Raw genomic sequence first — 12940 nt, forward strand, 5'->3', positions numbered from 1 at the left:
GGATAGCAAAGAACCATGCGTGCACCATAGTTGAGCGAGTCGCCGCGTTCCGGGACTACGGACCAGGACGACCGGCCGTCCAGCGCGCCGGGGACACCGCAGCGCACCGGACTCGTCCCCGCCCTTCACCCGCTGCTAGCCTCCGACTCGGGAACCGGTTGCCGTCGTGTTGCCGCGGGTTTCCCCAGGGGGTGGGCGAGGGTGCCCGGGAGAGGGACGAGGCAGGGATGACCAGGAAGAGCGAGGACGCGGGGCGCAGCACGATCCGGGACGTTGCGGCCCGTGCGGGAGTGTCGGCGTCGACCGTCTCGCGGGTGCTCGGCGGGGTCTATCCCGTGAGCTCGGCGACGCGTACGCGCGTGATGCGGGCGGTCCGCGACCTGGACTACGTCGCCGACGCGCGCGCCAAGGCGGTCGCGGGGGTCGGCACCCCCACGCTGGCGTTCGTGCTGGAGGACATCACCGGTCCGTCGTTCGCGCACATGGCGCACGGCGTGGAGCGGGAGGCCCGGCGGCTCGGGCATCTGTGCCTGGTGTGCACGACGGAGGGCGACGTCCAGCACGAGGTGGACTTCGTCGAGATGATGCGCGCCCAGCGCGCCGCCGCCGTGATCCTGGTCGGCGGCTCCGCCGACACCCCCGAGTACCGCGAGCGCACCCGCCGCATGGCCGACTCGCTGGCGTCGGCGGGCTCCAGGCTGGTGCTGTGCGGGCGGCCGCCCCTCGGCCCCGGCGCTCCCGTCACCGTCATCGAGTACGACAACGAGGGCGGGGCCTATGCCCTGGTCGCCCACGTCCTCGCCCAGGGCCACCAGCGGGTGCTGTTCCTCGGCGGCAAGCCCGACCACACCACCGCCCAGGGCCGTGAGCGCGGCTACCTCGCCGCCCATCGCGCCCGCGGCCTGGAGCCCGACCCGGCGCTGCTCCGGCACGGCGACTTCACCCGCGACGCCGGGCACCGGCTGATGCGCGAGGCCATCGAGAAGGGGCTGGAGTTCACGGCCGTGGTCGCCGCCACCGACATGGTCGCCGCCGGCGCGCTCACCGCCCTGCACGAGGCCGGCCTGGACGTCCCCGGCGACGTCTCCCTGGCCGGCTACGACGACATTCCCTTCGCCCGTGACCTGCACCCGGCCCTGACGACGGTGCACGTTCCGTACGAGGAACTGGGCCGCCTGGCCGTACGCACCGCGCTCGGCCGGACCCCGGAGAGCCCGGACGAGCATCTGCTGCTGGGCACGCATGTGGTGGTACGGGACTCGGTCGCACCGCTCAGCGCCTAGGAGTCCATGGTGAGCGCCCGGCCGCGGCGCCGCCGCCAGGTCTCCCACCATCAGGTTGGCCTCACGCAGGGCGTCGGCGAGCTCGCGGTGCTCGGCGCAGCGTCCGTAGAAGTCGGCGCGTACGCCGAGGACGACGCGCAGCCGGCTTGCGGGCTCGGCGGCGGCCGGCAGGCGGGCCAGCCGATGGACTCGATGCCGAACTGGGTCAGGCGGCGAGCCGATGTTGTTGCCGACGGCACAGTGCCTGTGCCGCCCCGGGCCGGAGCTGCTGGGCGGGCTGACCGCCGTCATTGCCGACGGACTGCGCCGGGCAGCCGCAGACGCCGTACGACCGACCGCAGTTCCGTACTACGCGTGGGCGCACCGTCGGCAAGGGCCGATGCGGGTGTGGGGGCCGCGGGCGGGACGGCCGCCGCCCACAGGGCGAGCTCGGCGTCGCGCGGGCCACGGGCCGTGTGGGTCGGGCCGTCGCCGAAGACCCGCACCGGATGCGAGTCGTCCCATGCCTGCCAGCCCGGGTCGCCGTCCCGCGCGAACCGCACCCACGCCCCGTGCATCTCGTCCGCCAGTTCCTGCGGGGCGCCCTCGCCGGCCAGCTTGCGGGACTCGGGGACGTCTCCGGTGTCGAACACGAAGCCGAGCTCCAGGGCGTGGCAGGCGCCGAGGTCGGGGAGGGTGGAGGGCCAGGCGAACTCGTACACGTACGACGACCCGGGGCGGGCGTCGGCCAGGCGGTGCAAGGGCCGGCGCAGCAGGTGGTCGGTGACCATCTGGCCGACGATCTCGGCGGTGCCGGCCTCCGGGTGCAGGGCGCGGTAGCCGCGGGGCACGTCGGCACCGACGTGGCAGCGGGCCATGGCCCCGGCGAGGGCGACCGCGCCGAGCCGGTCGACGCGTTCCAGGAGCCCGCCCGGCACCAGCCACAGCCGGTACTCGTCGCGGGTCCAGCCCGTCATCAGGTCGATGCCGGACGCGGCGTCACCCTTCGTGAGCGCCTCGAGGGGATCGCGGGGGACGATGTCGCCGTCGACGACGATCCCGAAGGCCGGCCCGCCCACCACGGGGCTGCTGAGTCTGCCCACCTCGGCCTGGGTGCGCAGGAGCAGCTCGCGGTCGACGTCGGCGAACGCGGCCGCGGTGGCGGGGATCTTCAGCCGGGCGGCCATACGGCGCACCATCCGCCGTACCTTGTCCCGCTCGGCGGCCTCGGGCGGCCCGCTCTGCAGGACGGCCCGCCGGACCAGGCCCTGGGCCTGCGGGGCGGCGAGCAGGGCGCCGATGCTGATGGCTCCGGCGGACTGGCCGAAGAGAGTGATGCGGTCCGGGTCGCCGCCGAAGGCCTCGATGGAGGCGTGCACCAACCGCAGGGCGGTGAGCTGGTCGCGCAGGCCGGCGTTGGCGGGGGCGTCCGGGAAGAGGCCGTAGCCCTCGACGCCCAGCCGGTAGTTGATCGAGACGAGGACGACGCCGTCCCGGGCGAAGGTGTACCCGTCGTACACGGGCACACCGGACGAGCCTCGGGTGAGGGCGCCGCCGTGGAACCAGACCATGACCGGAAGCCGGGCCCCGCGGCCCGGCTCGGGCGTCCACACGTTCAGGTTGAGGCAGTCGTCGCCGGGCACGACCGGGTCGGACAGATACTGTGCGAAGGCCTCGGAGTACGGCGGTTTCGGCGCGGTCGGCCCGAACGCGACGGCGTCGCGCACACCGTCCCAGGGTTCCGGCGGCACGGGCGGGCGGAACCGGCGCGGGCCGAACGGGGGCGCTGCGTAGGGGATGCCCCGGAACACCGCGACGCCGCGTTCGTACCGGCCTCGTACGGCACCGTACGGCGTGCTCACCACGGGGTCTGCCTGGACTGCCGTCATACGTCCACCAGCCTCCTCACCGCGCTCGTGCACCGTGAAGATCAGAGCAACTCATTGTGGCCCGATATTCCGGCGCACGAGCGGGTATGGCGGCCATTCGGCGTACGGGCGGCTACTTGGCGTACATCAGGGCACCGAAGCCCAGCTGGTCGAAGCCGCCGCTGGTGGAGCCGTAGTCACCGCCGCCGCCCTCGGGGGCGACCGAGAAGCACATCTGGGAGATGTACCTGTCGTCGAGGTACAGGCGGCGGTTGTAGTGGTAGTGGAGCATGGCCCAGACGGGTCGGACCTGGCCGCGGCTGCCGGAGCCGATCACCGTCTGTGACTGCTGGGCGCAGTTCTGGCCGCTGCCCCAGGTGTAGGTGGTGTAGGGCACGTTCATGCCCAGGTTGTACTTGGCAACGTACTGGGCGGCCTTCATGAACCGGCGGCCGTCGTAGGAGTACAGGTCGTCGCCCTGGTTCCAGGCCATCTCGCACAGGGCGCCCATCTGGCCCATGCCCATGACGGTGTGGCCCTGGTCGCGGCCGGACTCCTGCCACTGGCCGAGGTCGTAGCCCTCGACGTTGCCGTACAGGAACGGCACCGCGCGCTGGATCTGGCCGTTGCCGCCGCCGCTCTTGAAGTAGTTGACGGCCTGGTCGTACTTGGCGCCGTCGTCGCACAGGATCCCGATGGCCATGATCGAGGCCATGTTGCACAGGTCCCAGTTGGCCCAGTAGTTGGTGATGCAGGCGTCGTTGTGCTCGCGCAGGAACCGGTCGTTCAGCGGGTAGAAGACGTTGAGCATCATCGTCTTGAACCGGCCCAGGTCGAACCCCGCGTAGCCGCGCATGAGCTCGGCGGCGTTCGCGAACTGCCAGCCGTAGAGGCCGGCGGCGAGGTACCGGTCGGCGTTGCCGGTGATCTCGGTGAGCGTGGACGACCAGGCGTTGAGGATGCGCACGGCGCAGTCGCCGTTGGCGGCGGTGCCGCCCACGTGCCAGCGCAGCGCGTTCTGGTAGGCGGCGTGGATGTCGTTGTAGAGCTGGGGGTAGTTCTGGCCGTCGCCGCCGCGGATGATCGTGGCCGTGGGGCGGGGCGTCCAGGTGGACTGCGAGTGGGAGTTGGCGGTCAGCCGGTTCCAGCCGGACAGCCAGGGGTCGGTGCCCGCGGCGACCCTGACCTTGGCCCGGTTGATGTCGCCGGCGTTGTGCAGCATGCCGGGGTGGGTGAAGGTCGCGGGGGCCGCGTCCGCCGTGGTGGCGGTGACCGCCGTGGTGACGGCAGATGCAGTACCCAGCGCGACGGCCGCGGTGAGGCCGCCGGCGGTCTTCAGCAGACCGCGGCGGCTCAACTCGGCGGAGGGAAGGTGCTGGTGGGGGGAAGTGCGGCTCATGGTCGTGCACTCCAATCCGTGGGGGGATCAGTCGGTGGTGATGCTCACCTCGTCGAACTCGGCGGTGCAGCGGGCCAGTTGGTCGCGTGAGCAGACCACGAGGCCCACGTAGTAGGGGGCGTCACCGAACCCGGGGATCTCGCCGGTGGCGAGGGTGGTCCAGGTGGCGCCGTCATCGGTGGACAGGGCTGCGGTGAAGGCGTTCCCGACGCGCTTCAGCCGCAGCAGGGAGGGAAGGGTGGCGGGCCCGTTCCCGGTGAACGTCGACCGTCCGGCGACGGTCGTGCGCAGCATGAGCTGCGCGGTGGTGCCGCCGGTGACGATGGCCACGGCGGCCTGGTCGAACGGCGACAGCGACTTGGCCATCAGCAGTCCCACCCGGTCGGCACTCGCGCCCGTGCGGGAGACGAGCCGGGCGGTGATCTCGCAGTCGCCGCTGACGGGCCGTCGTACAAACTGCCCGGTCATCCCCTGGTTGTTGACGGTCAGGTCGACGCCCGCACCGCGTACGGTGAAGGTGCCGTCGGCGTGGGACGTGCTGCCCGGGGTGCGGATCGCGGCCACACCGAAGGTGGCGAAGTCCCGTTCGTCGAGGACCACATCGCCCAGATCCCCGTACGTCCAGGGGGCCGGTGGCGGCGTGCCGACCGTCAGGGTGAGCGTTCCCGTACCGTCGCCCGCCGCGTTGCCCGCGGTGGTGGTGACGGTGAACTCGCCGGTCTCGTTGGGCGTTCCGGTGATCAGGCCGGTGCGCCGGTCGAGGCGAAGGCCGTCGGGCAGCCCGTCCGCGGTGAACCGTACGGGCTCGTGCGAGCCTCGCAGGACGTGCCGGAAGGCGACGCCCTTGTTCGCGAACGCGGGTGCGGCCGAGGTCAGTTGGGGCGCGCTGGGAGTCGGCATCCGCGCGGAGGTCGGGTCGGAGAGCGGGCCGCGGCCGGCGCAGTTCGTCTTCGCGACGACGTAGTGGTACGTCGTCCCGGGCGTGCCGGTGGCGTCGGCGTACCGCACCCGGGTGCCGAAGCCGACCGGGCCGACGCCGGTGGCGATCGTCTCGAAGGGGCCGTCGGCGGAGGTGGAGCGCAGCACCTTGTAGCGGGCGGAGTGGTCCGGGTCGGTCCAGGCGAGTTCGACGGCGTCGGCTCCGGCGGAGGCCGTGAGGCCGGTCGCGGTGCGGGCGGGGCGTGGCACGGACCAGACCTCGCCGGAGGTCCTGGAGGTCACGCAGACGTTGTCGAAGGCGCCGGTGCCGGTCTCGGCGTACTCCGCGTCGACGCCGAGGCAGGAGGTGAGGACCAGGCCCGCGTACACGGTGTGCCCCAACTCGACCTCGGTGGAGCCGACTTCGGTCCAGCGGATGCCGTCCGGGGAGATGGCGCCGGTGCAGCGGCGGCCCCTGCGGGTGACCCGCACCCAGTACGGGGCCCGCAGCCGGTAGCCGTCGCCCGCGCCCTCGACATAGGGGGCTTCCAGCGGGGTCGCCGACTCGGGCAGCGCTCCGAGGTCGGAGATCGGGAAGGCGGCCGAGCTGGTGATCGCCGTCTGCTGCGACGGCGGCACGGGCGTGCTGCCGGTGCCGGACACGGATGCCCCGGCCTTCGGGCGTACGCTCCACACGCCGCTCCAGGTGTGCAGCGGCAGCCCCTGGATCAGCATCGAGGCGTGCGCGGCGTCCGGGTCGAGGGAGTCGCGCAGCGTGACGCCGATCTTGGAGTACTGCGAGCTGAGCGGGAAGACGACCCGCGCGGTGATCGCACCGTCGCCGGGCAGCCGGAGGTGGGCGACGCGGTAGGTGTCGGCGGTGCCGCTCGCCTCCAGGACGAACCGTTCGCCGTCGAAGGCGGCGGAGCCGGGGATCTTCACCGCGCCGAGGTCCTGGGTGGACCAGGGCTCGGGGAGACCGGCGGTGAGGGCGGTCGGGAGCGAATCGGTGCTGCTGCCCTGGGAGTTGGCGGCGGTGACGGTGTAGTAGTACGTCCGTCCCGCGTTGACGTCGGTGTCCTTGTACGTCGGCTTGTCGACGCCGGAGGCGATCTCCTCGTACGGGCCCTCCAGGCGGGTGGCCCGGCGGACGGTGTACGTCCTCGCCCAGGCGGACGGCAGCCAGGACACGGTGACGGAGCTGCCGTCGCCGGTCGCGGTGAGGCCGGCGGGAGCCGTCGGCGCGGTGGGTGCGGCGGCCGTCGTCCCGGCATGGGTGACGGTGCCCCAGCCCGGGTGGTCCTCCTGGTAGCCCTCGACCACGCCCGTCCCGCCGGTGCCCCGCAAGACGACCTTCTCGGTGTAGGGGGCCTGCCTGCCGAGCCGGCCGGCGTAGTGGGCGTACGCCATCTCCCACACGGGCCGCCATGCTCCGCGCTGCCGGTCGGACACGGCCGTCTTGATGTACTTGCCGGTGCGGTCGAGGTCGGCAGTGAAGGGGACCGAGTTGTCACCGAGGTTGTAGCGGCCGAAGTACTCGAAGTTGGCGAGGATCCGGTCGTCGGCGAAGCCGTACAGGTCGACGCCCTGCTGCCAGGCGACCTCGGCGGCGTCGGCGAGCAGACCGACGGCGAGTTGCTCGTGGGCCTGGTCTCGGCCGGACTCCTGGCCCTGGCCGGCGGCGGTGACGATGCGGTGCGGGACCGAGCCGTTGCCCGAGCCGGCGGCGGCGAAGCGCAGCGCGTCCTCGAACATCACCGGGTTGTCGCAGAAGACGGCGATGGCGAGGATGGTGCGCAGCGCCGCGACGTCCCAGTTGCCGTTGGCGTAGAGGCAGTAGCCGGACAGGGCCGGGTACCAGACGTCGGTGAAGGAGCGCTCGCAGCGGCGTATCGACTCCTCGGGCCAGCCGTCGTAGCCGGTGTGGCGGAGGATCTCGGCGGCGTTGACGAACTTGAAGCCCTGGATTCCGGCGCCCAGTTGACCGTCGGCTCCGGTGATTCCGGTGAGGGAGGCCGACCATGCGTCCAGGATGTCGCGGGCCTTGTCGGCGTGGCGTGCATCGCCGGTGATCGCCCACATGAGGGCGTTCTGGTAGGCGGCGGCCGCGTCGGTGGCGGCCTGGCTGGTGTTGTCGGTGGGGCCGCGGCCCCAGGTGGTGATCTGGCCGGTGTTGCGGACGGCGTAACTGTGCTGGGAGCGGGAGTCGGCGGCCAGCGCGGCGAAGCCGGCGGCGATCGGGGCGCGGCCTTCCGCGACCGCCGACTTCATGCGGGCCAGGTCGGCGGCGCCGTGCAGCAGCCCGGGGTGGGTGAAGGCCCGGAGCCGGGCCTGCTTGGCGTCCTGGGCCCACGCCGGCGCCGCGGAGGCGGACAGCAGGCCGCCGCCGGCCGCGGCCACCAGGGCGGCCGTACCGAGGAAGGACCGTCTGCTGAGGGGGAACACGGGTGACACGGGTGACTCCAAGGTGGTTCTGAGGGGCCGCATCACGCTTGCTGGACGGTGAGCGTGAGGGTCTGGGTGGCGGTGCCCGCGCGAGGGATGAGGAATGCGGGAGGTCACTTGAGGCCGGAGGTGGACATACCGGCGACGAAGCCGCGCTGGGCGATCAGGAAGATCAGCAGGATCGGGACGACGTACATCACGGAGCCGGCGGCCTGGAGGTTGGTCACGGGTTGGCCTCCCGTGGTGACGTAGCTGGTCATCACGGCGACGGCGAGCGTGGTGCGGTCGGTGGACAGCAGCAACTGCGGGGCGATGTAGTCGCCCCAGGTCCAGGTGAAGGCGATCACGAAGCTCGCTGACAGGACGGGCCAGGACTGCGGCAGGAAGATCCGCCAGAAGATCTGTGCGTAGCCGCAGCCGTCGACGATCGCGGCCTCCTCCAGCTCGCGGGGCAGGCCCGCGAAGAACTGCCGGAAGAGGAAGACCAGGTACGGGGCGGCGGACAGGCCCCACAGCACCCACGGCCAGTACGTGTCGACCATGCCGAGCTTGGCGAAGATCAGGTACGTCGGCAGCAGGGTGATCATCTGCGGCAGCATCATCGAGCCGATCAGGATGCCGAACAACGTCTTCTTGCCGGGCGCGTCCAGCCGGGCGAAGCCGTAGCCGACCCAGGCCGAGCTGAGGGTGACGAGGACGGCGTAGATCAGGGCGATGATCAGGGAGTTGCGGGCGTATCCGAGGAAGTCGATGAGCTTGTAGGCGTCGGCGAAGTTGTGCCACTGGAAGACCTCGGGCACCCAGTGCACGGGCGCGGCGGCCGTTTCGGCCGAGGTCTTCAGACCGGTGAGGACCAGCCAGCCGAAGGGGCCGAGGAACAGCCCGGTGACGACGACGAGGACCGTGTAGAGGACGAGGCGGTTGACGCGTATCCGCACGCGGACCGGCGGCTTGGGGTTCAGGCTGGTGGCGGTCACTTCTTCGCCTCCGGGTCGACGTTGTAGAACACCACGCCGGACGTGAACTTGAAGATGAGGCCGGTCGCGATGAGGATCAGGGCGAAGAGCACCCACAGCAGTGCCGAGGCGTAGCCGTAGCGGCCGAGCGCGAAGTACTGCGCGAACACATGGATCATGTACAGGTAGTTGGACTGCGGCACCGTGGTGGTGCCGGCCGTGCTGGCAATCGGCGCCAGCAGCAGCGGCATGATGGTCTGCACCGAGGCGATCACCCCGGTCACCGTCTGGAAGAGCAGGACCGGCGACAGCAGCGGCACGGTGATGCTGCGGAAGGTCCGCCAGGCGCTCGCGCCGTCGATACGGGCCGCCTCGTGGAGCTCGCGGGGGACGTCCTGGAGCCCGGCCAGCGAGATGATCATGATGTTTCCGGCGCCCCAGAGCACCGTCATGATGAGCACGTAGCGGGCGTAGGGGTCGGCGAGCCAGCCGAGGGCGTCGAAACCGAAGAGGGTCAGAACGCCGTTGGTGGCACCGGCGTTCTGGTCGAAGAGGTTCTTGAAGGCGATGCCCGCGCCGACCGGAGGCACCACGGCCGGCAGATAGAGCAGGGTGCGGAACACACCGCGCGCCTTGAGCGGCCGGTTGACCAGGACGGCGAGCCCGAGCCCGGCGACGATCGACAGCGGCACCGAGGTCACCGCGAACAGGCCGGCGCGGCGCAGGGCGTCCCAGGTCACCGAATCGTTCAGCAGCTCGCGGTAGTTGCCGAGCCCGACGTAGTGCCAGTTCGGCGAGATGCCGTCGAACGTGGTGAAGCTCAGCCACAGCGCGTACGCCATGGGCACGATGGTCAGCAGCAGGAACCCGATGATCCACGGCGAGGTGAACATGTAGAACGCCCGGTGCCTGCGCGTGGTCATCGAGGACCGCGGCCGGTCGGCGGCCGGCCCCCGGCCGGCGCTCGCGGTCGAGCGAGGCCGGTCCGCGACCGAGGAGATCTGGTCGACCGTCATCCCACTTGCTCCTTACCGCGCTTGAGCTGCTCGTTGATGGCCGAGTTCAGTCGTCCCGCGAGAGTGTCGACGGAGATGTCGCCCTTCATCGCGGCCGGGGCGGCCTGGTTGAAGAGGGCCTCGAACGAGTCCCCCGTGGTGTAGGGGGAGAAGGCGACCACCGAGAAGTGCTCGAGCTCGTTCTCCTGCACCTTCAGCACCCGCTTCTGGTAGTCCTCCTGGGCCGGCATCAGCGACCGCAGCGACTTCAGGGTGGGGATGCCCCAGCCGCCGGAGGCGCGGGACTTGGCCGGCGCCTCGCCGAAGTACCACTCGAAGATCCGCCACGCGGCGTCCTTGTTCCTCGCCTTCCGCGGCATCCACATGCCGGTACCGCCCTGGCAGGAGCTGATGCGCGGGCCGCCCTCGAAGACCGGTGCGGGGGCGAGGCGGGACACCTCCGCCAGCTTCCTGTCGGTGTTGATCAGGCCGCCCATCCAGTAACCGGCGTTCGACATGGCGATCCGGCCGGCCTGGTAGGTCGGCCCGTCCCAGCCGTTGGGGTCGGGCTGGATGGCGCTCGGCCCGACCTTGGTCCTGCAGTACTCGATGTACCAGCCCAGCGCCTTGCGGGCCTCGGGGGTGGTGAAGTCGACCCGGGAGAAGTCGTCGCTGAAGAGGCTGCCTCCGGCGGCCGCCGTCATGCTCGCCAGCAGCGTGCCCTTGGTCAGGCCGTTGTAGCTGCCGCCGAAGACGGTCGTCTGGCCCTTCGAGCGCTGGACGAGGCGCCCCGCGTTGTCCAGCCACTCCTCGTACGTGATCGGCTCGAGCTCGGCCGGGTAGTCGACGCCCTTCTCGTCGAAGGCCGACGTGTTGTACCAGAACATGGAGTCCTGGGAGAAGTCCTTCGCCATGCCGTAGCGCGGGCCCTTGCCCTGCGTCTTCCCGTCGTAGCGCCACAGGTCGTTGACCGGGTCCAGGTCATCGAGCCTGAGGACGCTGCTCTTGGCGAAGTAGGGATCCAGCTCCTGCATCACGTCCCGTGCCGCGAAGTACGCGGCGTCCGTGGCGCCGACCGCGCGCACCAGGTCGGGCGGGTTGCCGGCGGTGAGCATCGCGATCAGCTTGGTGATGTCGAAGTCCACCCGGATGATCGTGATGCCGGTGTCCTTCTGGGCCTGCTTGACCAGTTCAGGCGTGATGTCGTCGGGCTTGACCATCATGGTGACGGTCTCTCCCGAGCTGCGGCCCCCGGTGGACACCTGCATGGCACAGCCGCTCAACGCCGCGGCGCCGCCCAGGGCACCGCCGGCCGAGAGGCCGAGAAAGCGGCGGCGACTCAGGGGGGCACCGGCCTGTGGGTGTCGCATGAGCGCACCACCTCCTGCTCTGTCCGTTCGGGATGTCGACCATCGATCCGTGCGTTGGCCGAGATCCGGCCGTTCGGCAACCGGTTGTCGTAGGGTTGGGGCAGAGCTTCTTGCGGTCCGGAAACGGCGTCAAGAGCCTTGACGAACTTTCGAAAAGACTGTGTAACCTCGGCTTCACGGTCGGCGAAGGCCTGCGAACCGCAGGAAACAGGGCCTGATCAGCGCAGTCCGCGGCAAAGGGGCGACCGATTCTGGTCCTCCTGGCGGGAACCGGTTGCCATCGCAGACCCACCGCAGACCACAGCCCACCGCCGACCCACGACCTCCTACGCCGGCGACCCTCCTGACCGCCGCCCCGCCGAAACCTCCGGAAAGCCTGGAAACCGATTTCGGAGGGCGGTCCGCAGCGTAGGTAGCCCGAGCACGGTCGCCGCCTGCGACGTCCGGAAATCCGCTCCCCATCCAGGTGATTGACCGGCCCTTCCCGCAGATCTACGGTAGAAGGCGCTTTCTGAAAATGTTTCCACCCATTGTCTCAGGAGAGCCATGCCCAGCCCGCTCCCGCCGAGGGCCGTGTTCGCGATGGATCCGGTGCACCTCCCCCTGCTCTTCCCGCCACCGCTGATGACCCGGCTGAGGCAGACGTCCGAGCTCGACCCGGCGCTCGTCGTACGGGACTTCACCGACCCGGCGGGGGCCGAGATCCTCGCCCGCACCGAGGTGCTGATCACCGGCTGGGGCTGCCCCCACCTCGACGCCGACGTCCTCATCGCCGCACCCAAGCTGCGTGCGGTACTGCACGCGGCGGGCTCGGTTCGCTCGCTGGTCGGGGACGCGCTGTGGAAGGCCGGAGTCGTGGTGTCCAGCGCGGTGACCGGCAACGCGCTGCCGGTCGCGGAGTACACACTGGCCATGATCCTGCTCGCCGGGAAGGACGCCTTCGCCTTCCGGGAGCGCTTCCGTTCCACGCACTCCTATCCGACGCCCGGCGAGACGGCCACGACCGGCAACGTGGGCCGGCGGGTCGGCGTCATCGGCGCCTCGCGGGTCGGCCGGCGGTTGCTGGAACTGTTGCGGCCGTTCGACTTCACGGTGCTGCTGCACGACCCGTACGTCAGTGCCGCGGAGGCCGCCGAGCTCGGTGCCGAACTGCTGTCGCTGGAGGACCTGCTGCGGCACAGCGACATCGTCAGCCTGCACGCGCCGGACATCCCGGAGACGTACCGGATGCTCGACGGGGACCGGCTCGGCCTGATCCGGGACGGAGGCGTGCTGATCAACACGTCGCGGGGGGCGTTGATCGATCCCGAGGCACTCACGGACGAGGTGGTTTCCGGGCGGCTGCACGCGGTGCTCGACGTGACCGAGCCGGAGCCGCTGCCTGCGGGCTCGCCGCTGTATCACCTGCCCAATGTGTTTCTCACGCCTCATATCGCCGGGTCGCTGGGGAACGAGCTGGAGCGGCTCGGGCGGATTGTGGTGGAGGAGTTGGAGCGGGTGGCGGGGGGCGCGCGGCTGGTGCATGAGGTGCGGTTCGCCGACCTGGGGCGAGTGGCTTGAGAGCCTGTGTCATATCCCCGGCCGGATCAGCGCGCGGCGTCATGGGGGTCCCCCGCGCGAGGTTGTTCGAGCGTGGGGGCGCGTGCGATCGCAAGGCGCCGGAGCGCCCTCGATGGGGGTGCCCCCGCGCGAGCCGAGCGAAGCTCGGTTCGAGCGTGGGGGAGGAG

General features: G+C 71.0%; 7 protein-coding genes and 3 pseudogenes. 3 read left to right on the plus strand and 7 right to left on the minus strand.

What is annotated here, in order from left to right; translation table 11 throughout:
• Positions 1 to 227 precede the first annotated feature (227 nt).
• Complete coding sequence (locus tag IF78_RS0102135) at positions 228 to 1283, plus strand: LacI family DNA-binding transcriptional regulator (protein ID WP_031475256.1); 1056 nt, start codon at positions 228 to 230, stop codon at positions 1281 to 1283.
• A gap of 45 nt (positions 1284 to 1328) precedes the next feature.
• On the opposite strand, the pseudogene IF78_RS50770 reads toward IF78_RS0102135, so the two are convergent.
• Positions 1329 to 1574: pseudogene (locus IF78_RS50770) on the minus strand (nSTAND1 domain-containing NTPase); the annotation flags it as partial.
• Here IF78_RS50770 and IF78_RS50600 point away from each other — a divergent pair.
• A pseudogene (locus IF78_RS50600) lies at positions 1507 to 1644 on the plus strand (hypothetical protein); the annotation flags it as partial. The pseudogenes IF78_RS50770 and IF78_RS50600 overlap by 68 nt on opposite strands.
• Here IF78_RS50600 and IF78_RS0102140 read toward each other — a convergent pair.
• From IF78_RS0102140 to IF78_RS0102165, 6 genes and pseudogenes are all read right to left on the minus strand, one after another.
• A pseudogene (locus IF78_RS0102140) lies at positions 1577 to 3151 on the minus strand (carboxylesterase/lipase family protein); the annotation flags it as partial. The pseudogenes IF78_RS50600 and IF78_RS0102140 sit on opposite strands and share 68 nt — an antisense overlap.
• 112 nt (positions 3152 to 3263) lie before the next feature.
• Complete coding sequence (locus tag IF78_RS0102145; RefSeq protein WP_031475252.1) at positions 3264 to 4529, minus strand: alginate lyase family protein; 1266 nt, start codon at positions 4527 to 4529, stop codon at positions 3264 to 3266.
• Positions 4530 to 4556: 27 nt separating this feature from the next.
• Positions 4557 to 7892 carry an alginate lyase family protein gene (locus tag IF78_RS0102150; protein ID WP_234439689.1) on the minus strand — a complete coding sequence of 1112 codons (3336 nt, stop codon included), beginning with the start codon at positions 7890 to 7892 and terminating at the stop codon, positions 4557 to 4559.
• A 113-nt stretch (positions 7893 to 8005) separates the two neighbouring features.
• Entirely contained in the window at positions 8006 to 8869 is an 864-nt protein-coding gene (locus tag IF78_RS0102155) for a carbohydrate ABC transporter permease (protein ID WP_031475248.1), read from the minus strand.
• Positions 8866 to 9864, minus strand: coding sequence for a carbohydrate ABC transporter permease (locus tag IF78_RS0102160; RefSeq protein ID WP_031475246.1), 999 nt, complete (start codon positions 9862 to 9864; stop codon positions 8866 to 8868). The genes IF78_RS0102155 and IF78_RS0102160 overlap by 4 nt, the downstream gene beginning before the upstream one ends.
• Positions 9861 to 11213, minus strand: coding sequence for an extracellular solute-binding protein (locus IF78_RS0102165; protein ID WP_031475244.1), 1353 nt, complete (start codon positions 11211 to 11213; stop codon positions 9861 to 9863). The genes IF78_RS0102160 and IF78_RS0102165 overlap by 4 nt, the downstream gene beginning before the upstream one ends.
• Before the next feature lie 546 nt (positions 11214 to 11759).
• Here IF78_RS0102165 and IF78_RS0102170 point away from each other — a divergent pair.
• Entirely contained in the window at positions 11760 to 12773 is a 1014-nt protein-coding gene (locus IF78_RS0102170) for a hydroxyacid dehydrogenase (RefSeq protein WP_031475242.1), read from the plus strand.
• Positions 12774 to 12940: the final 167 nt, after the last annotated feature.

This window comes from Streptomyces bicolor (assembly GCF_000719285.1).
Lineage (GTDB): Bacteria > Actinomycetota > Actinomycetes > Streptomycetales > Streptomycetaceae > Streptomyces > Streptomyces bicolor.